Here is a 19,019-nt window from a genome sequence, read left to right as displayed (position 1 = left end):
ATATTGCCTTTCACCTGGTGATTTCCCGTTCCCGCGGTGCCATGCTCGATGTAAGGAGACAATCGCTGGGAGGCAAAATGTTGTGGAAGATCATCGGTGTGGTCGCCGTCGTCTGGATCGCGCTGGCAGTGATCGGCGCGCTGATCGAGGGGCTGTTCCCGATCCTGGTGATCAGCGCCGTGGTGTTCGGGCTGTATCTGCTCTACAAGGCGATTTCGGGGTCGGACGACCACAACACCGTAACCAAGGTCTGAACGGCCGTAACGGGGAGAGGTCCGGAGCAGGACGGTTTCCGTCGCGCGCAGGATGTGGATCGACCAGGATGGCCCTATGACAACCGTTCCCCCGCTCCCCGAAGACTGGCAGCGTGCACTGGTCATCGTCGCGCACCCCGACGATATCGAGTACGGGGTTGCTGCGGCCGTGGCCCGCTGGACCGGCCAGGGCAAGGATGTCCGATATCTACTGGCTACGTCCGGAGAAGCCGGAATCGCCGGACTGCCGCCCGCGCAGTCCGGTCCGCTCCGGGAAGCCGAGGAGCGCGCCTCGGCGGCCGTGGTCGGAGTGCAGGCGGTCGAATTCCTCGGCCATCCCGACGGCCGCCTCGAGGCGAACCCGGCACTACGCCGAGATCTGGCCGCCGCGATCCGGCGATATCGTCCGGAACTCGTGGTCCTCGGGCATTTCGGTCCGACCTGGGCGCCGGGGTTCGTCAACAGTGCCGACCATCGGGCGGTGGGACGGGCCGGCCTCGATGCGGTATCGGATGCGGGGAACGAATGGATCTTTCCCGAAATCGCCGATCTCGCGCCGTGGAACGCGCGCTGGGCGGCTGTCGCGGTTCCCAGCGGCGCTACCCATGCGGTGGACGTCACCGCCACCGTCGAGGCAGCCGAGGCTTCGCTGGCGGAACACCGCCGCTATCTCGAAGTCTTGAATCCGGAGCAGCCCGTGGCCGAGCAGGCGAGGGCCGTGGTGACCATGACTACCGGGCCTATCACGGGTTTCCCGGCCACCCGCGCGGTCGGTTTCGAACTGTTCACTTTCTGAGCTGTGTGGCCCGAACGACGTTGCGCCGACCTCGAACCCCCGCGCACCCCGGGGGAACCGGCCATGGCAGGCTGAGCGAATGCGAGTAGCTGTTGTCGCCGGCCCCGATCCGGGCCATGCGTTTCCCGCTATCGCGATATGCCTGCGTTTCCGGGAAGCGGGTGACGAACCCGTGCTCTTCACCGGTCCGCGGTGGTTCGACGCCGCCCGGGAAGCCGGGATCGGGGTACGCCGGTTGAAGGGGCTGGCGCCCCGCCCGGATGACGACGATGCCGATGCCGGTGCGCGGATTCATCAACGGGCGGCCCATATCTCGACCGAGATCCTGCCCGAACTCAGCGCCATGCTGCCTGAACTGGTCGTATCGGATGTGCTGACGGCCGGTGGCGGGATGGCGGCCGAGCGGCTGCGGGTCCCGTGGGTGGAGCTTTCCCCGCATCCCCTGTACCTCCCGTCGAAGGGGCTGCCGCCCATCGGCAGCGGTCTCGCCCCGGGGACCGGGTTGCGTGGTCGCGCCCGTGACGCGGTACTGCGGAAATTCACCGATCGTGCCGTTCGCACCGGTACGCGCCAACGAGAGCTGGCACGAGCCGGGGTGGGGCTACCGGTCGCCGACCCCGGCCCGGCTGCCCGGTTGATCGCCACCCTGCCCGCACTCGAAGTGCCGCGACCGGATTGGCCGGAGAATGCGCATCTCATCGGACCACTGTTCTGGGAGCCCACCGACCGGATCCTCGAACCCCCACCCGGTGACGAGCCGCTGGTGATGGTCGCTCCGTCCACGGCACATACCGGTGTGGACGGAATGGCCGATACCGTCCTGGCAGCGCTGGACGGAGCGGGAGTGCGGGTGGTGATCTCCACGCTGGACGAGCCGCGGCCCGATCTGCCTTCCTGGGCACGGGCCGGGTTGGGACGGCAGGACGAATTGCTGTCCCGGGCGTCGGTGGTGATCGGCGGCGGCGGGCACGGGTTGCTGGCCAAGGCCTTGTCCGCCGGAGTTCCCGTGGTCACGATTCCGGGGGGCGGAGATCAGTGGGAACTGGCGAATCGCGCCGTGCGGCAGGGGAGTTCGTTGCTGATCCGGCCGTTGTCCGCGGATTCGGTACGGGAGGCGGTCCGCCGGATCCTGGACGACCCCGGTTTCACGGCCGCGGCCCGCACCGCCGCTGCGGGAGCCGATGACGTCGCGGACCCGGTGGATATCTGTCGCCGGGTGGCGGGCGGGGTCCGGGCGGGTTGATCCGCGGACCGCACAGGGGGTGCGGACAGGTATGTTCGGGCACGTGCGGTTGACGGAATTCCAAGAACTCTTGCACACCGAATTCGGCGAGACCCGGGGTGACACCTTGCTCAACGATCACGTCATCCTCGCGCTGGGTGGCCGGACCGGCTCGGCCGCGATCGAAGCCGGTGTGGATCCGCGCGAGGTGTGGCGCGCATTGTGCGCCGAATTCGACGTTCCACGCTCGAAGTGGTGAACCGGAGCGCCGGATCCACGGCCCCGGCCGGATAGCGATATGACGCCGGCGTGGCACCGGTGACGGGGTGGGCGGCGACTCGCGGATCCGGAGCTTGACTCGAACATCTGTTCGTCTAGGCTGAGCCCCGGAACTTGTCGGTGCCGCCCTCTACCGTGGGCACCAACCACACCACCTACCTACCAACCAACCGGTGAAAAGGGGAGTCACGATGGCGCCACAGGCCTACGACCGCGACAAGGCGCTGGAGCTCGCACTCGCACAGGTCGAGAAGAGTTTCGGCAAGGGCGCGGTGATGCGCCTCGGGGAGGAGGCCCGTCAGCCCGTCTCGGTCATCCCGACCGGTTCCATCGCACTGGATGTCGCGCTGGGTATCGGGGGGCTGCCGCGCGGCCGGATCGTGGAGGTCTACGGTCCGGAATCCTCCGGTAAGACCACCGTCGCACTGCATGCCGTCGCCAACGCGCAGGCCCTCGGTGGGGTCGCTGCCTTCATCGACGCCGAGCACGCCCTCGATCCCGATTACGCCGCCAAACTCGGCGTCGATACCGACGCCCTGCTGGTGTCCCAGCCCGACACCGGTGAACAGGCGTTGGAAATCGCCGATATGCTGGTCCGCTCCGGCGCCATCGATATCATCGTCATCGACTCGGTTGCCGCGCTGGTACCGCGCGCCGAAATCGAGGGCGAAATGGGCGATAGCCACGTCGGCCTCCAAGCCCGCCTCATGAGTCAGGCTCTGCGCAAGATGACCAGTGCCCTGAACAATTCCGGTACCACCGCGATTTTCATCAACCAGCTGCGCGAGAAAATCGGAGTCATGTTCGGTTCCCCCGAAACCACGACCGGTGGTAAGGCGTTGAAGTTCTACGCGTCGGTGCGCCTGGATGTCCGGCGTATCGAAACGCTGAAGGACGGTAGCGACGCGGTGGGCAACCGGACCCGGGTGAAGGTTGTGAAGAACAAGGTGAGCCCGCCGTTCAAACAGGCCGAATTCGATATTCTGTACGGTCACGGGATTTCGAAGGAGGGGTCGCTGATCGATATGGGAGTGGAGCACGGGTTCATCCGTAAATCCGGCTCCTGGTACACCTACGAGGGCGATCAGCTCGGGCAGGGTAAAGAGAACGCCCGCAAGTTCCTCCTGGACAACACCGATATCCGCGACGAGGTCGAGAAGAAGATCAAGGAAAAGCTGGGCATCGGCGCGGATGTGACCGTTACGGAGGAGACTCCGGCCGATTTCTGATCCGATGAATCAGCGCCCCGTATCCGATGGCCCGGGCCTGACCGATCCGGTGGCGGAGGTCCGGCGGCAGTTGGACGAAATTCTCGCGGTCGGCGGCCGGTCCGCCGGCTCCGGCCGGGGACACCGGGCGGACGGGTCGGATCCGCAGCGGACCCGTCCGCCCGGTCCCGGCGCCGCACGGCGGCACCAGGACGTCGGCGGTGCCGAAGGCAGCCCGCCGGGAGGATCGCTGGAACAAGCCAAAGAAGCGTGCCTGCGCCTGCTCGCGGTTCGCGCGCGTAGCCGTGCCGAACTCGCGCAGCGATTATCCGCCAAGGGGTTCGCCGCCGAGGTGATCGAGCGGTCTCTCGACCGACTGGCCGAGGTGGGGCTGGTCGACGATGCCGAATTCGCGCGGCAGTGGGTGCGGCAGCGGCACAGCTTCTCCGGAAAAGGCCGGCAAGCGCTGGCCCAAGAGTTGCGCCGCAAGGGCGTGGCACCCGAGGAGGCAACGGCCGCGCTCGACGACATCACCGTCGACGACGAACACGAGCGAGCCACCGAACTGGTGCGTCGCAAATTGCGCACGCTGCCCGCAGATCTGGATCGCGAGAAGGCCATCCGGCGGCTGGTCGGAATGCTCGCCCGCCGCGGTTACGGCCACTCCGTGGCGTACACGGTGGTCAAGGCCGAATGGGAGGCGAGCCGAGGGGATACCGACCTCGGCGAACCCGATGCGCCACTCGGCTGACTGCACCGGTTCACCGCGGCTGCGGCAGTTCATGCATGGCCGCAACGTGCGGGCTGTAGGTCCGTGCCGGCGGGCCCCGGCGACAACACGGAGAATGCGGTGATGCTGCTGACTCGACTCGACCGGTTCAACCGCCGCCATCCGTGGAGTCACAACGAGCACTACAGCCGGTGGGTCGAGCGCCGGGTCATGGCCGCCGGCGCCCGTGATGTGCTCGATATCGGATGTGGGACGGGTAATCTCATCGCTCGGCTCCGCGGCCGGATCCCTCGGATCACCGGGCTCGAACCCGACGTCCTATCCGCCCGGGCGGCGGCGGAGCGTTTCGCCGGCGACTCTGCTGTGCAGATCGTCCAGGACGATTTTGCCGGACGTGAACCGCAGCGGCGCTGGGATGCTGTCACCCTTGTCGCCGTCCTGCATCATCTGCCGTTGGCCCCGGCCATGCGTGAACTACGCGAGTGTCTGTGTCCGGGCGGGCGGCTCGTGATCGTCGGTTGCTACCGTATGGCCGGCCCCCTCGATATGCTCGTCGCCTTACCTGCCGTTGTTCTCAACCCGATCGTCGGAATGATCAAGCATCCGGCACGAGCTACGGCACTGCCCGCACATATGCGGGCACCCACGGCCGAGCCACAGGAGAGTCTGGCAGAGATCCGGGCGGCGGCCGGGCGGGAACTTCCGGGGGCGCGGATTCGGCGGCGCCTGTTCTGGCGATACACGCTGGTCTACGACGCGCCCGCCGGACAGGGCGTCGCCTAGGGGCCTGAGGTCCGGCCCCCGTACAGCTGCGGCGACGTCGAGGTGCTTCGTGCCGACTCGGTATCGCGCCGCAGTTCGGTCGGGTTCCCTGCGGGGCCGGGCCGCTCAGGGGCGGTCATGGCCGCCGAGTGCCGACAGCAAGGCGGCGGGGAAAGCGTATTCGCGCTCACCCGCCGCCCGGCATAGACATGTTTACTTGGTGATGTCCACTCCGGGAGCGGCATCGGTGATCACGGTGTCGGCGGCGACCACCGCGCCGCCCCGTTTGCGACGCCCGGAACGGAGACGCTTCTCGAGCCGGGTGGCGATGGTGGAGAGCAGGACGTTCAGCAGGATCATGATGATCGCGACAACGATCAGTGCCGGGATGGTGTTCGATTCCGCGGCGCCGAGTTGCTGGGCGCTACGAACTACTTCCTCGTAGGTGATCACATAGCCCAGAGCGGAATCCTTCAGCGCCACCACCATCTGCGATACCAGCGCGGGCAGCATGGCGGTGATCGCCTGTGGCAGCAGGATCAGGCGCATCAGCTGGCCCTTGCGCAGCCCCAGTGCGACCCCGGCCTCGGTCTGGCCTTTGGGCAGGGACAGTATTCCGGCGCGCACGATTTCGGCGATCACCGACCCGTTGTAGATGGTCAGCGCGGTCACCACGGCGCCCAGCGCCAGGTACTCGGAATCGAAGAGGTCGTATTCGGAGTACAGGGCGAAGAGGAAGATCATCAGGATCAGTACCGGGATGGCACGGGCGATCTCGACGATCGTGCCCGCAGTCCAGCGCACCCACCGGTGATCGGAGAGGCGGGCGATCCCGAAGATCATGCCGAGCACGAGGGCGAACACGATCGACAGCGCCGCGGCGACCACGGTGCCCTCCAGGCCCGGCAGGATGTAGGTGGTCCATACCGCGCCGTCGAGGAACGGCTCCCATTTATCGGCCGTGAACTGGCCTTGATCCGCGAAACCGCGGTAGACGTACCAGCCTGCGACCAGTACCGCCGCCAGGACGACGAGCGAGTAGAGGATATTGCGGACTCGGGCGACGGGGCCCGGTGCGTCGTAGAGAACGGATGCCTTGCCGGTCATCGGGCCACCTCGAATCGTTTGGCCAGATGCCCGAACAGCAGGCCGGCCGGCAGCGTAAGGATCACGAAGCCGAGCGTGAAGATGAGGCCGATGGTGATCAGCGCCGCCTCGGTTTCGATCATGTTCTTCATCAGGAACGAGGCCTCGGCCACGCTGATCGCGGAGGCGACTGTCGTGTTCTTGGTGAGGGCGATGAACACACTGCCCAGCGGTGCGATCACCGACCGGAAAGCCTGCGGCAGCACGATGATCCGCAAGTTCTGCAGAAAGCTGAGACCGAGGGAACGTCCGGCCTCCGACTGGCCCAGCGGCACCGTATTGATTCCGGCTCGCAGCGATTCGCAGACGAACGCGGCGGTGTACACGCTCAAGCCGATTACCGCCCAGCGGAAATTGTTGTCGGCCAGTGAGGTCGGGCCGTCGGCAGCCAGGTTCATCCCGAGCGTGGAGTACAGGCCCAGCGAGCAGAACACCAGGATGAGGGTGAGCGGCGTATTACGGAAAATGGTCACGTACATGGTGCCGACCCAGCGGGCCACCGGGACGGGGGAGACCCGCATACCGGCTATGAGGGTGCCCAGTACCAGCGAACCGACAGCGGACAGCACAGTCAGTTTGATGGTCATCCAGAATGCGTCGAGCAGCTGGGTGTCGTATTCCGAGATCAAATCGAACACGGTGGTTGCGCGCCTCCGATCGGCGGGAAGGGCCGGGATCGGCGAGCCGCGCCGTTACCGGCCCGGCCCGCCGATGCAGTGATCAGTACCGGTCCACCTGCGGTGCCTCCGGGGTTTCGTAGCTGGCGGCCTTGCCGACCGACTCCTGGAACGCGGCATCCCAGGCGCCCGAGCTGATCATTTCCTCGATCGCGTCGTTGATCTTGTCGCGGGTCTCCTTATCACCCTTCTTCACACCGATCCCGTAGTTCTCGGTGGTGAACTTCTCGCCCACGACCTTGTACTTACCGGGCGCCTGCGAGGCGTAACCGGCCAGGATGATGTCGTCGGTGGTCATTGCCGCCACCGCGCCGCTGTTCAGGCCTTCCAGGCAAAGCGAGTACGTGTCATAGGTCTGCAGCTGGGTATCGGGGAACTTCTTCTGGATGTTCTGCGCCGGCGTGGAACCGGTCACCGAGCACACGGTCTTTCCGGCGATACTCTCCGGGCCGGTGATCTCGTTGTTGTCCGCGCGCACCAGCAGGCTCTGTCCGGCCACGTAGTAGGGGCCGGCGAAATCGACCTTCTCCTTACGGGCGTCGGTGATCGAATAGGTGGCGACCACGAAATCGACCTGACCGTTCTCGATCAGCGTCTCACGCTGCGCGGACGGTGCCTCCTTGAAGGTGATGGCGTCCGGCTGTACACCGAGTTTGGAGGCCACGTACTTGGCCACCTCGACGTCGAAACCGCTGTAGGTGCCGTCGGTGTTGCGCAAGCCGAGACCGGGCTGGTCGTACTTGATGCCGATGGTGAGCTCGCCCTCCTGGGCGTTCTCCAGCGCGGTCTTATCGCTGCCGCCACCGCAGGCGGCGGTGGTGGCAGTGGTCACGGCCACGGCGACCGCTCCGACTGCGAGGCGGAATGCTCGGTTGATCCTCATCGGGTTTTCCTTCCCTCATCTTCTCGATGGTGCTGTCTGCCGCGCCGATCGCGCCGGCTGCCACGCTGTTCGCGGAGCCGGGCCGGCCTGCGTGCTGTCAGTGGCTGAGTATCTTGCCCAGGAAGTCCTTGGCGCGCTCGGACTCGGGTGCACTGAAGAAGGTCTCCGGGTCGGTGTCCTCCACGACCTGGCCGTCGGCCATGAACAGCACGCGGTCGCCGGCGCGGCGGGCGAATCCCATCTCGTGGGTGACCACCAGCATGGTCATCCCCTCTTTTGCGAGCGAGACCATCACATCGAGAACTTCGTTGACCATCTCGGGGTCCAGTGCCGAGGTGGGTTCGTCGAACAGCATCACCTTCGGGCTCATCGCGAGGGCGCGTGCGATCGCGACCCGCTGCTGCTGGCCACCGGACAGCTGCGCCGGATACTTATCCGCCTGATCGGCGATACCGACGCGTTTCAGCAGTTCCATCGCCCGTGTGCGGGCCTCTTCTTTCTTGGCCTTGCGCACCTTCATCGGCGCGAGCATGACGTTGTCGATGATCGTCTTGTGCGCGAACAAGTTGAAGGACTGGAAGACCATGCCGACATCGGCGCGCAGAGCGGCCAGACCCCGGCCCTCCGCGGGCAACGGCACACCGTCGACCCGGATCTCACCGGAGTCGATCGGTTCCAGCCGGTTGATGGTGCGGCACAGTGTCGACTTTCCGGAACCCGAGGGGCCGAGCACGATCACCACTTGCCCGCGGGGCACCTCGAGGTTGATATCGCGCAGAACGTGCAGGGCGCCGAAGTGCTTGTCGACAGCGCGTAGGGAGATCATCGGCGGCGTGGCGGTATCGCCCGCCGCACCTGGCGCGTCGGCGTCGGTGGCGTCGGTCATGCAGATGACCTTAAGCCGAATTTCCGGATTTGCGCGCCTTTCGGCGACACACCCGGCCGCCACACCGTCCCGACATTCCGGATTAACCGGACGGCAATCCACCGTAATCCGTTCGCTCGTCGGTGATTTGCCGCGCGATCCACCGGTGGCACGCCCGCGCGCGACCAGTGTGCCTGATAACAGCCGCGGTCCGGACTCGGAGTGGATCGCCGGCGCCACCGGACTCCGGCCGGCTCCTCGCCCGGTCGACGGTCGCCGAGCGATCCAGCCGTGCCCCTGCGCAGCTCCACCACCTTGTATCGCGCCTCAATCGATGGTCGGCCCTCCCTGAGTGGGCCCCGGTTCCGGAGCGACGGAGCGGGGAGCGAAGCGCAGGAACGCAGGACTGAAGAACCGGGCCCGCCCTCGAGCCGCGGAGCGGCTCCGAAATTACAGCCTGCCCCTTCAACGGTTGGTATGGCCTTTGGTCCGGCCTGAGGTCCGTGGTCAACGGTTGGTCGGCCCCAGCTCCGAAATCAGCAGATGGTCTGCCCGTAGACCCATGGTCATCAGGCCATCCCACACCGCGGGAGCCGCCACCATGACACAGCGATGAGCGAACCGGACGAGTGCAGGTGTCGGCAACGCTTCGACCCTTCGACGCCGGAAGCGCCGCCGAAATGACAGCCCGTACCCTGGACGGGTGGATTCGATCGGACAGGTAACGCTTCCTACCAGGGGCGAGGCGGCCGGAACGCGTAGTTACGAGGTCCGCACCTTCGGTTGCCAGATGAACGTGCACGATTCCGAACGCTTGTCCGGCCTGCTCGAGGATGCGGGCTACACCAGGGCCGCGCCCGGCGCGACCCCCGACCTCGTCGTGTTCAATACCTGCGCGGTGCGGGAAAACGCAGATAACAAGCTGTATGGCACGCTCGGCCACCTCGCGCCGGTCAAGGCGTCGCGGCCGGGTATGCAGATCGCTGTCGGCGGCTGTCTGGCCCAGAAGGATCGCGATACGGTGGTGCGCAAGGCGCCCTGGGTCGATGTGGTGTTCGGCACGCACAATCTCGGTTCGCTGCCCGTGCTGCTCGAGCGTGCCCGGCACAACGACGCGGCCGAGGTGGAGATTCTGGAATCGCTGGAGGCCTTTCCGTCGACGCTGCCTGCGCGGCGGGAATCGGCGTACGCGGGATGGGTCTCGATCTCCGTCGGCTGTAACAACACCTGCACGTTCTGCATCGTGCCGTCGCTGCGCGGCAAGGAGGTCGATCGCCGCCCGGGCGATGTGCTGGCCGAAGTGCAGGCACTGGTGGACCAGGGGGTTCTCGAAGTGACGCTGCTCGGACAGAACGTCAATTCCTACGGAGCATCCTTCGCCGACCCCGACCAGCCTCGCGATCGTGGTGCGTTTGCGAAACTGCTGCGCGCGTGCGGCGGTATCGAGGGGCTGGAGCGGGTGCGTTTCACCTCGCCGCATCCGGCCGAGTTCACCGACGATGTGATCGAAGCGATGGCCGAGACACCGAACGTGTGTCCGCAACTGCATATGCCGCTGCAATCGGGATCGGACCGGGTGCTGAAGTCGATGCGGCGCTCGTACCGGCAGGCCCGCTTCCTCGGCATCATCGACAAGGTGCGGGCGGTGATGCCACATGCCGCGATCACCACCGATATCATCGTCGGTTTCCCGGGGGAGACCGAGCAAGATTTCCAGCAGACCCTCGAGGTCGTGCGGAAGGCTCGGTTCACCAGCGCTTTCACCTTCCAGTATTCGCCGCGTCCGGGAACTCCGGCGGCGGAAATGGCCGATCAGGTCCCCAAACAAGTGGTCCAGGAGCGCTACGACCGGCTCATCGCGCTGCAGGATCAGGTCTGCCTGGAAGCCAATCAGGAGCTGGTCGGGACCGAGGTGGAGCTGCTGGTCGCCGACGGCGCCGGGAAGAAGAACGCCGCGACCGCCCGGATGAGCGGGCGCGCTCGCGACGGCCGGCTGGTGCATTTCCGGCCCGAGGGCGCGACCGAGCCGATCCGTCCGGGCGATGTGGTCACCGTGACGGTGACGGGCGCGGCTCCCCATCATCTCGTCGCCGACAGCGGGGTCCGCACGCATCGGCGTACCCGTGCCGGTGATGCGCACGAGGCCGGAACCACGCCCAAGACCGCACCCATCGGGGTGGGCCTCGGTCTGCCCCGGATCGGTGCGCCGGAGCCGGAACCGGTCGGCTCGGGATGCTCCACCGGGTGCGGAGTATGACTCTGCCGGGTGACGACGATCGGGAGCGGGCGGACGAATCCGGCGCTTCCGGCCCGGTGCGGCCGCCGGCCGGCGACCCGGCGGCAGGACACGACGAATCAGCGGATGGAAACGAGGACGCAGTGAACCCGGCCGAGACGACCGAGAAGTTCGAGGAGTACCGCGACGATCTGGACGCGGTGGAACGCCGGATCGCCGGGGAGATCGACCCCGGGGCGCGTGCCATGGTGGTGGCCGGTGCGGTCTTCGTCCTGCTGGTATCGCTGGTGCTGCCGCATGCCGGGGGTGCGCGCGGATTCGATGTGCTGCTCGGTTCGGAGGTGGCCGGTGCCGAGCACATCGGGTTGCCGTCGCGGATCTTCGTCTGGTTCGTGCTGGTGTTCGGGATCGGGTTCTCGCTGCTGGCGCTGATGACCCGGCGCTGGGCACTCGCATGGCTGGCGGTGGCCGGGTCGGCGATCGCCAGTGCGTTCGGTGTTTTCTCGATCTGGCATCGGCAGACGCCGGGGATCAACAACTACGTGGGGGCGGGCCCGGGGTTCGGGCTGATTCTGGGCACGATCGCGATCATGGTGCTGACCTTCCACTGGGTGAGGGTCGTATGGAGCCGCACCGCCCTGCAGTTGGCCGCGGAGGAACAGCGTCGGATCGCCGCGGCCCGCGACGAAGAGCGGGAGTGGCGCCGGCGGCTCGGTGAGGACTGATTCCCGGCGCGAGGTGCGCCGGGAAACGCCGGCCACTGCTCAGAGGTTGCTTACCGCGCCCTCCGCGGCTTCGGCCCATTCGCGCCACTGGCGGGCCTGTTCGAGTGCCTTCTCCGCATCGCGGGTCTTACCCGCGGCCTCGGCCTTCGCGGCCTGCTCTTCGAACTGCGCCACCCGTTCGCGGAATTGCGCTGCCCGGGCGAGCGCTTCGGGATCGGTCCGGCGCCACTGGGCGTCGGCTGCCTGGCGTACCCGCTTCTCCAGTGCCCGCAGCCGGCCTTCCAGGTCGTGCATCCGCTCGCGGGGCACCTTACCGACTGCATCCCAGCGTTCCTGCAGGTCACGCAGTGCCGTCCGGGCGCCTTCGAGATCGGAGTCGGGGTCTATCAGCGGCTCGTAACCGGCGAGCAGCTCTTCCTTCGCGGTCGCGTTATCGGCGAATTCGGCGTCGCGTTCGGAGGCCGCGGCATTGCGGGCGGCGAAGAATACATCCTGGGCGCTCTTGAACCGCCGCCACAGTGCCTCGTCCGCCTCCCGGGGAGCCCGGCCGGCGTTCTTCCATTCGACGAGAAGCTCCCGGAACACCGCGGCTGTCGCCGGCCAATCGGTGGAACCGGACAGCTCCTCGGCGCGTACGCACAGTTCTTCCTTGCGGGTCTTGGCAGCGGCGCGTTCCCGGTCGAGTTCGGCGAAATGGGCGCCGCGGCGGCGGTTGAACGCCTCACGCGCCTTCGAGTACCGCCGCCAGAGCGCATCGTCGACCTTGCGGTCGACTCCGCGTATGGTTTTCCACTCGTCCAGGATTTCGCGTAGCCGATCACCGGCGGCCTTCCACTGGGTGGATTCCGCGGCGATCTGCTCGGCCTCGGCGGCGAGCGCCTCTTTGCGTTCGGTGTGCTCGTGCCGGGTGCGCTCTTTCTCCTCCTTGGCGTGCGCCGCCGCTTCCTCGGAGTGTTCGGCGATGGCGCGCAGACGGGCCGCCAGCCCCTCGATATCGCCGATGACGGCGGCCGTGGGCAGCGTTTCGGCCAGCGCCAGGGCGGCGGTCTTGGTCTTGCGGGCGTCGGTGCCGGCAGCGAGGCGGGCCTCGAGCAGGGCGACCTCGGTGGCGAGATCGTCGAACCGGCGGCCGAAATGCGCGAGCCCTTCGGCGGCGTTACCGGCCTGCCAGGAGCCGACGATCCGTTCCCCGTCGGAGGTCTTCACCCATGCGGTGCCGTCGTCGTCCACCCGGCCCCACTTACTCGGATCCGTGGTGGTGGGCACGACGACCGGATGCGGGTGTTCGGTCGTGGAACCTGCCGATTTCATCGCCGCGGGCGACGGATGCGGCTCGCCGGGTTTGGGACGGTTACCGGGCTTGGGAGCGGGCGACGGGCGACCGGCGGTGCCGGGGCCGGGTTTGGCGGTTCCGTTGCTGTGGGTCATTGCTCCTCGTCCCTGCCGCGCGTCACGGCTGCCTGGTTTACGCGCTGCGCATTATGGCTATGCTCTGCTCATTCTGGCTACGCCCGCTCGATCTGGCCACATCCACCGCTCGGTACGGCCCGCACGGGCGGGATGCCGGTCGGCCGCCCGCCTGTTGTGCGCGCTCCGGGCCGCTGCTGCGCCGAACCGGCGCATACGGCCCGACCTGCGGATCCGGACCGACCGGTACCACTTCCGGATACCTCGCACCCTAGCAATTGCCACCAGGTTTCCGGGAGAGACACTCATACCCGTTCGCCGGGCACGGTCGTGCCGCAGCCACCGAGCGCAGCCCCGCTGTACGGGCACGGGCTACGGTTGACGTCGTGTTCTGTCTTGCGGCTCTCATCCCCTCGCCGCCGGTGCTGGTTCCCGAACTGTGCGGCGGCGCGGCGCCCGCAGGTGCCGCGGCTGCGGTGCCCCCGGAAGAACCTGCCGTGACCGCATTGCGGACCGCCGTTCTCGCCCTCGGGCGGGAACTGGCCGGGGTGGCGTCGCAGTGGACCGTGCTGGGGGCCGGCGCCACCGATCAGGAGTACGACTCCGGCGCCACAGGCAGCTTCCGGGGTTTCGGCCCCGCGGTGACGGTATCGCTGGGCGGCCCGCCCGAGATATCCGGGGCGAATCCCGATCTGCCGCTGGCGGTGCTCATCGCCGGCTGGTTGCGCGGTGCGGTCGCCCCGGATGTGCTGGTCCGGGCGCAGTTGCTGGCGGCCGGTAGCTCGCCGGCGCGCTGTGCCGAGGCCGGAGCCAAATTGCGGGCCGAACTCGATTCGATGGACGAACCCCGGGCCGTCCTGGTCGTCGCGGACGGCGCCGCGACCTTGTCGACGGCCGCCCCCGGCTATTTCGACCCCCGTGCGGAGGCTGTGCAGACCGAATTGGAGCGGGCGCTGGCTGCGGGTGACCGGGCCGCGCTACTCGCGCTGGATCCCGCGCTGTGCGCCGAGCTGATGCTATCCGGACGGGTCGCCTACCAGGCACTGGCGGGGCTGTTCGCCGGGGATCCCGAACCGCCTGTGGCTGCCGAACGCTACCGGGATGCGCCCTATGGTGTCGGCTACTACGCCGGGCTGTGGCGGCCGGGCGGGGTGGACCGGTGACCGAGCCCGTGCGCCCGGTCGCGGTGGTCGGCCCGACCGCCACCGGGAAATCGGATCTCGCACTCGAGCTGGCCGAACGGCTCGGCGGCGAAATCGTCAATATCGACGCCATGCAGCTGTACCGGGGGATGGATATCGGCACCGCGAAACTTCCGCCGGAGCAGCGCCGCGGTATCCCGCATCACCAGCTCGACGTGCTGGAGGTGACCGAAACCGCGACGGTCGCCGCCTACCAGGCGGCGGCATCGGCCGATATCGAAGCAATTATGGCGCGCAGGCGAGTGCCGATCATCGTCGGTGGTTCGATGATGTACGTACAGGCACTGCTGGACCAGTGGGAGTTTCCGGCCACCGATCCGCAGGTGCGGGCCAAATGGGAGGCATTGCTGGCGGAGGGGGGTGTTACCGCGGTGCACGCGGCGTTGCGGCAGGCGGACCCGGCCGCGGCGGCCACCATTCTGCCCACCGACGGCCGCCGGATGGTCCGCGCGCTGGAGGTCGTCGAACTGACCGGTCGACCCTTCGCGGCGTCTGCGCCGGCGGTCGGGGAACCGCGCTGGGATACCCGGATCCTGGGCGTGGACCGAGACACCACCGAGCTGGACGAGCGGATTGCCCAGCGTACGGCGACGATGTTCGGAACGGGGCTGGTCGAGGAGGTACGTGGGCTGATCGGCCGCGGTTTGCGGGAGGGGCAGACCGCGCGCCGGGCGATCGGGTACGCCCAGGTGCTGGCATTCCTCGATCAGGAGTACGACCTCGATATGGCCCGGGAGCGTACCTTCATCGGCACCCGTCGGTACGTGCGGCGACAGCGCTCCTGGTTCCGCCGCGATCACCGGGTGCGCTGGGTGGACGCGGCGAACCCGGCCGCCACCGAGACAGCGCTGTCGCTGCTGGAGGATCCGGCGGGCCCCGATACGGTGCGCCCCGGCGTAGTCTCCGGTGCCCGTGCCGGCACGGTGTCCGATGCGCGCCCCGCCCCGGTTTCCGGAACGCCGGGGAACGCAGCGTCCGCTGTCCGGTGGCCCGGCTTGTCGTCGGCGCACGATCCCGCGGCATCGCCGACGCAGGATTCTGGTCCCTCGGTGTCGTTCGATCCCGCCGGCCCGCCGGTACCCGACTCGAACGAGCCGGCGATGCACGACTCCACAGCATCTCCGGTGGAGGAACCCACAACGAAGGAGCCGACCCGGCCGTGACCCGGCAGATACACAGCCGCAATGCCGCCGTCCAGGTGTGGACGGCCTATCTGGACAACCGGACCACCCGGAATCGGGACGGCCGGTTCCTTGTACACGGGGTCCGGCCGATCACGCAGGCACTGGACTGCGACTGGCCGCTGGAAACCCTGCTGTACCGGCTCGGAGACGATCCCGGACTGTCCTCCTGGGCGCGCGGCATCCTCGACAGCAGTCCGGTGCCGGCCGTCGGGCTGGCCCCGGAACTGATGGCGGAACTGGGGGAGAAGAGCGCAGGCGCCCCCGAACTGGTCGCGGTCGCCGAGCAGGTCCCCGCCGACCTGGCCGGCTACGAGGCCGGCGACCCCGGTGAAGCTCCCGTTGTCGTTGTGTTCGATCGGCCGAACTCGCCGGGCAATCTGGGTACCCTCATCCGGTCCGCCGATGCGTTCGGTGCCTCGGCGGTGGTGGTCAGCGGGCACGGTGCCGACCAGTACGACCCGCGGTGTGTCCGCGCATCCACCGGTTCGCTGTTCTCGATGCCGGTGTTCCGGGTGGCGGGCCCGGCGGATGTGCTCGCCTTCCGGGACCGGCAGGTCGAGCGGGGAATACCCACGCGGATCGTCGGTACCGACGAGCGCGGCGACCGCGCCGTCTTCGATCAGGATCTGATCGATGCCACGATCCTGGTCCTCGGCAACGAGACCGGCGGAATGAGCGCTGCGTGGTTCGCGGCCTGCGACGATACGGTCACCATCCCGATGGGCGGTACCGCCAGCTCCCTGGGTGCGCCATCGGCCGCGGCGGTGGCGCTGTACGAAATTTCCCGGCAGCGCCGGACGTTTGCCAAGTGATGACCGCGACCGAGGAGAACCGACCGACGTGCACGGAGGCGAAGACGTGAGCACCCGCGACGGGCAATCCGTCGAATTCACCAAGGGGCACGGGACCCAGAACGATTTCGTGGTGCTGCCCGACCCACAGGTGCGGTTGGCTCTCACCCCGGCCCGGGTGGCCGCGCTGTGCGACCGGCGTCGTGGGCTGGGCGCCGACGGTGTGCTGCGGGTCGCGACCGCCGGCCGGCTGCACGCCGCGGGTGTACTGGCGGAACTCCCCGCCGGGGTGGGGCCCGACGATTGGTTCATGGATTACCGCAACGCCGACGGTTCGGTCGCCGAAATGTGCGGTAACGGGGTACGTGTTTTCGCCCACTATCTGGCGTGCCGCGGGCTGGCCGGAAGCGACCGGTTCGTGGTGGGCAGCCGGGCGGGCGCGCGCCCGGTCGTCGTGCATTCCGCCGGTGCGGTACTCGGCGAGGTGACCGTGGATATGGGCCCGCTGCGAGTTCTCGGGGAATCGACGGCCACGCTGACCGGGTGGGGTTACGGTGGCCTGGGCGTGGATGTCGGTAATCCGCACCTCGCCTGCGTCGACAGCTCTCTCACGGCCGAATCGCTGGCGAAACTGGATCTCACCGCACCCCCCGGATACGACCCGGATATGTTCCCGCGCGGAGTCAATATCGAGATCCTGACCGGGCTCGATGCCAACGGTGGCGTCGATATGCGGGTGTACGAGCGGGGTGTCGGCGAAACCCGGTCCTGCGGGACCGGCACGGTCGCGGCGGCGGCCGCCGCGCTGGCAGCCGGCGGCTTCGATCTGGCCACGGGCAGCGGCGAGGCCACCGTCCGGGTTCCCGGCGGACAGGTTCGAGTTGGTCTGCGTGCGGGTGCGGCGTGGCTGCGTGGCCCGTCCGAACTCGTGGCGAGCGGCGAGCTGGCCGCGGACTGGTGGGATGCGCAGTAAGCCCCCTACCGGGAAATTCGAATGCGCCGACCAGCGCATGGTGGCAGCATGGAAGGTGTATGAAAAGCACTGACACGTCCGGGACCGGCGAATGGTCCCATGCAGCGTTCGACGCGGAATCGTCCGGATATGATCCGGACGATTCCGGGGATGCTGCCGATATCAGCGTCGCGGGTCGCGACGGCGGTGGCGCGCCCGGTCGCCGGGGCGGCTGGACAGCCGATCCCACCACCGGTGAACTCCAACTCCAGGATCGCAGCGCGCTACGGCGTATTGCCGGTCTGTCCACCGAGCTCACCGATATCACCGAGGTCGAATACCGGCAGCTGCGCCTGGAGCGCGTGGTACTGGTCGGAGTGTGGACCGAGGGCAGCGCCGCAAGCGCGGATGCGAGTATGGCCGAACTGGCCCGGCTCGCCGAAACCGCGGGATCCGAGGTCCTCGAGGCGCTCATCCAGCGCCGTGACCGCCCCGATCCGGCCACCTACATCGGTTCCGGTAAGGCGGAGGAACTACGCGCGGTGGTGTTGTCCACCGGCGCGGATACCGTTATCTGCGACGGTGAGCTCACACCCGCCCAGCTGACCGCGCTGGAGAAGGTCGTCAAGGTCAAGGTGGTCGATCGGACCGCGCTGATTCTCGATATCTTCGCTCAGCACGCCACCTCACGCGAAGGTAAGGCGCAGGTCGCCCTGGCCCAGATGGAGTACATGCTGCCGCGGCTGCGCGGCTGGGGTGAGTCGATGTCCCGGCAGGCCGGCGGCCGGGCCGGTAGTAACGGCGGTGTGGGTCTGCGAGGTCCCGGTGAGACCAAGATCGAGACCGATCGCCGCCGGATCCGGGAGCGGATGGCCAAACTGCGCCGCGAGATCCGCGAGATGAAAACCGCCCGTGACACCAAACGCGCGCGCCGCACATCGAGTGGTGTGCCGGCCGTGGCGATCGTGGGCTACACCAACGCCGGTAAATCGAGCTTGATGAACGCGCTGACCGGTTCCGGAGTACTGGTGCAGGACGCGCTGTTCGCCACGCTGGATCCGACCACCCGCCGGGCGCAGCTCGAGGACGGCCGCGAGGTGGTGTTCACCGACACCGTCGGGTTCGTCCGGCATCTGCCGACCCAGCTGGTCGAGGCATTCCGCTCGACGCTGGAGGAGGTCACCGGCGCCGATCTGCTGTTGCACGTGGTGGACGGGTCCGATGCGCTGCCGGTCGAGCAGATCAAGGCGGTACGCGAGGTCGTTACCGATGTGGTGCGCGAATCGGGTCTGCCGGCGCCACCGGAGCTGCTCGTGGTCAACAAGATCGACGAGATCGATCCGGTGGAGCTGACACGGCTGCGTGGGCTGCTGCCCGGTGCCGAATTCGTCTCGGTGCACAAAGATCTCGGGATCGATCGGCTGCGGACCAGGCTGGGCGAAGTGCTCGGCGGACTGGATATGGAAGTGAGCGTATTGCTTCCGTACAGCCGCGGCGATCTACTGGCTCGGATACACGCCGACGGCCGGATCTCGCAGTCCGAGCACACCGAGCACGGCACCCGGGTGCAGGCGCGGGTACCGCGCGCACTCGCGGCCGCGCTGTCCGATTACGCGCATGCGGGGGCCGCCGGAACGTGACGGTTACCGGCGTGCGTCGGTAACGCTGCTTTCGGCCGGCGGAGTGTGGGACTTCGCATA

The 19,019-nt window shown here is 67.8% G+C and carries 19 protein-coding genes and 1 pseudogene; 14 read left to right on the top strand and 6 right to left on the bottom strand.

Translation table 11 applies throughout. From position 1 onward, the window contains the following. Nucleotides 1-17 precede the first annotated feature (17 nt). The 7 genes from NFL01S_RS35365 to NFL01S_RS11875 all read left to right on the top strand — a co-directional run bounded on the left by NFL01S_RS35365 (nt 18) and on the right by NFL01S_RS11875 (nt 5,272). Entirely contained in the window at nt 18-254 is a 237-nt protein-coding gene (locus NFL01S_RS35365) for a hypothetical protein (RefSeq protein ID WP_157116474.1), read from the top strand. Nucleotides 255-330: 76 nt separating this feature from the next. Next, complete coding sequence (locus NFL01S_RS11900; RefSeq protein WP_062974389.1) at nt 331-1,050, top strand: PIG-L deacetylase family protein; 720 nt, start codon at nt 331-333, stop codon at nt 1,048-1,050. Between the two features lie 79 nt (nt 1,051-1,129). Beyond that, nucleotides 1,130-2,293, top strand: coding sequence for a glycosyltransferase (locus NFL01S_RS11895; protein ID WP_062974386.1), 1,164 nt, complete (start codon nt 1,130-1,132; stop codon nt 2,291-2,293). Between the two features lie 43 nt (nt 2,294-2,336). Further along, the gene (locus NFL01S_RS11890; protein WP_062974632.1) at nt 2,337-2,531 is read left to right on the top strand and encodes a DUF3046 domain-containing protein; all 195 of its coding nucleotides are present in this window, start codon (nt 2,337-2,339) and stop codon (nt 2,529-2,531) included. 211 nt (nt 2,532-2,742) lie between these two features. Beyond that, nucleotides 2,743-3,780: a recombinase RecA gene (recA, locus tag NFL01S_RS11885; protein WP_062974384.1), complete on the top strand. Its 1,038-nt coding sequence runs from the start codon at nt 2,743-2,745 to the stop codon at nt 3,778-3,780. 229 nt (nt 3,781-4,009) lie between these two features. Continuing rightward, nucleotides 4,010-4,510, top strand: coding sequence for a recombination regulator RecX (recX, locus tag NFL01S_RS11880; protein WP_062974630.1), 501 nt, complete (start codon nt 4,010-4,012; stop codon nt 4,508-4,510). 102 nt (nt 4,511-4,612) lie between these two features. Then, nucleotides 4,613-5,272: a class I SAM-dependent methyltransferase gene (locus tag NFL01S_RS11875; RefSeq protein WP_210745126.1), complete on the top strand. Its 660-nt coding sequence runs from the start codon at nt 4,613-4,615 to the stop codon at nt 5,270-5,272. Between the two features lie 192 nt (nt 5,273-5,464). On the opposite strand, the gene NFL01S_RS11870 is transcribed toward NFL01S_RS11875, so the two are convergent. From NFL01S_RS11870 to NFL01S_RS35360, 5 genes are all read right to left on the bottom strand, one after another. Continuing rightward, the gene (locus NFL01S_RS11870) at nt 5,465-6,358 is read right to left on the bottom strand and encodes an amino acid ABC transporter permease (protein ID WP_062974382.1); all 894 of its coding nucleotides are present in this window, start codon (nt 6,356-6,358) and stop codon (nt 5,465-5,467) included. Next, nucleotides 6,355-7,035, bottom strand: coding sequence for an amino acid ABC transporter permease (locus NFL01S_RS11865; RefSeq protein WP_084492609.1), 681 nt, complete (start codon nt 7,033-7,035; stop codon nt 6,355-6,357). The genes NFL01S_RS11870 and NFL01S_RS11865 overlap by 4 nt, the downstream gene beginning before the upstream one ends. An 82-nt stretch (nt 7,036-7,117) precedes the next feature. Then, on the bottom strand, nt 7,118-7,957 hold the full coding sequence (locus NFL01S_RS11860; protein WP_062974380.1) for a glutamate ABC transporter substrate-binding protein: 840 nt from the start codon (nt 7,955-7,957) through the stop codon (nt 7,118-7,120). Nucleotides 7,958-8,054: 97 nt separating this feature from the next. After that, nucleotides 8,055-8,783, bottom strand: a complete 729-nt coding sequence (locus NFL01S_RS11855) for an amino acid ABC transporter ATP-binding protein (RefSeq protein WP_157116491.1) — start codon at nt 8,781-8,783, stop codon at nt 8,055-8,057. Between the two features lie 546 nt (nt 8,784-9,329). Next, on the bottom strand, nt 9,330-9,467 hold the full coding sequence (locus tag NFL01S_RS35360) for a hypothetical protein (RefSeq protein ID WP_157116472.1): 138 nt from the start codon (nt 9,465-9,467) through the stop codon (nt 9,330-9,332). Nucleotides 9,468-9,525: 58 nt separating this feature from the next. On the opposite strand from NFL01S_RS35360, the gene miaB reads away from it, so the two are divergent. Together miaB and NFL01S_RS11845 are read left to right on the top strand one after the other, a co-directional pair. Next, entirely contained in the window at nt 9,526-11,079 is a 1,554-nt protein-coding gene (miaB, locus tag NFL01S_RS11850; RefSeq protein WP_062974376.1) for a tRNA (N6-isopentenyl adenosine(37)-C2)-methylthiotransferase MiaB, read from the top strand. Further along, complete coding sequence (locus NFL01S_RS11845) at nt 11,076-11,783, top strand: Rv2732c family membrane protein (protein ID WP_210745127.1); 708 nt, start codon at nt 11,076-11,078, stop codon at nt 11,781-11,783. Before miaB ends, NFL01S_RS11845 begins: the two co-directional genes overlap by 4 nt. A gap of 39 nt (nt 11,784-11,822) precedes the next feature. Here NFL01S_RS11845 and NFL01S_RS11840 read toward each other — a convergent pair whose 3' ends face one another. After that, entirely contained in the window at nt 11,823-13,211 is a 1,389-nt protein-coding gene (locus NFL01S_RS11840; RefSeq protein ID WP_062974374.1) for a DUF349 domain-containing protein, read from the bottom strand. A gap of 365 nt (nt 13,212-13,576) precedes the next feature. Between NFL01S_RS11840 and NFL01S_RS11835 the strand changes: the two genes are divergently transcribed. The 5 genes and pseudogenes from NFL01S_RS11835 (at nt 13,577) to hflX (ending at nt 18,959) form a co-directional block, all read left to right on the top strand. Beyond that, nucleotides 13,577-14,353, top strand: coding sequence for a class III extradiol ring-cleavage dioxygenase family protein (locus NFL01S_RS11835; RefSeq protein ID WP_062974373.1), 777 nt, complete (start codon nt 13,577-13,579; stop codon nt 14,351-14,353). Beyond that, a pseudogene (gene miaA, locus NFL01S_RS11830) lies at nt 14,350-15,252 on the top strand (tRNA (adenosine(37)-N6)-dimethylallyltransferase MiaA); the annotation flags it as partial. The gene NFL01S_RS11835 and the pseudogene miaA, both read left to right, overlap by 4 nt. A 299-nt stretch (nt 15,253-15,551) precedes the next feature. Then, the gene (locus NFL01S_RS11825) at nt 15,552-16,388 is read left to right on the top strand and encodes a TrmH family RNA methyltransferase (protein ID WP_084492608.1); all 837 of its coding nucleotides are present in this window, start codon (nt 15,552-15,554) and stop codon (nt 16,386-16,388) included. A 46-nt stretch (nt 16,389-16,434) separates the two neighbouring features. After that, entirely contained in the window at nt 16,435-17,340 is a 906-nt protein-coding gene (gene dapF / locus NFL01S_RS11820; protein ID WP_062974371.1) for a diaminopimelate epimerase, read from the top strand. A 59-nt stretch (nt 17,341-17,399) separates the two neighbouring features. Then, nucleotides 17,400-18,959, top strand: a complete 1,560-nt coding sequence (hflX, locus tag NFL01S_RS11815; RefSeq protein WP_157116470.1) for a GTPase HflX — start codon at nt 17,400-17,402, stop codon at nt 18,957-18,959. The last annotated feature ends 60 nt before the right edge of the window (nt 18,960-19,019 follow it).

Source organism: Nocardia flavorosea NBRC 108225 (assembly GCF_001613385.1).
GTDB classification, from domain to species: Bacteria; Actinomycetota; Actinomycetes; order Mycobacteriales; family Mycobacteriaceae; genus Nocardia; species Nocardia flavorosea.
This window is presented reverse-complemented; position numbering and strand designations above follow the sequence as displayed.

Excerpts from the sequence above, each read along its gene's own strand:
- recA (WP_062974384.1), top strand. The coding sequence starts at position 2,743 with ATGGCGCCACAGGCCTACGACCGCGACAAGGCGCTGGAGCTCGCACTC.
- NFL01S_RS11860 (WP_062974380.1), bottom strand. The coding sequence starts at position 7,957 with ATGAGGATCAACCGAGCATTCCGCCTCGCAGTCGGAGCGGTCGCCGTG.
- NFL01S_RS11870 (WP_062974382.1), bottom strand. The coding sequence starts at position 6,358 with ATGACCGGCAAGGCATCCGTTCTCTACGACGCACCGGGCCCCGTCGCC.
- NFL01S_RS11855 (WP_157116491.1), bottom strand. The coding sequence starts at position 8,783 with ATGATCTCCCTACGCGCTGTCGACAAGCACTTCGGCGCCCTGCACGTT.
- NFL01S_RS11900 (WP_062974389.1), top strand. The coding sequence starts at position 331 with ATGACAACCGTTCCCCCGCTCCCCGAAGACTGGCAGCGTGCACTGGTC.
- NFL01S_RS11875 (WP_210745126.1), top strand. The coding sequence starts at position 4,613 with ATGCTGCTGACTCGACTCGACCGGTTCAACCGCCGCCATCCGTGGAGT.
- hflX (WP_157116470.1), top strand. The coding sequence starts at position 17,400 with ATGAAAAGCACTGACACGTCCGGGACCGGCGAATGGTCCCATGCAGCG.
- NFL01S_RS11840 (WP_062974374.1), bottom strand. The coding sequence starts at position 13,211 with ATGACCCACAGCAACGGAACCGCCAAACCCGGCCCCGGCACCGCCGGT.
- NFL01S_RS11895 (WP_062974386.1), top strand. The coding sequence starts at position 1,130 with ATGCGAGTAGCTGTTGTCGCCGGCCCCGATCCGGGCCATGCGTTTCCC.
- NFL01S_RS11845 (WP_210745127.1), top strand. The coding sequence starts at position 11,076 with ATGACTCTGCCGGGTGACGACGATCGGGAGCGGGCGGACGAATCCGGC.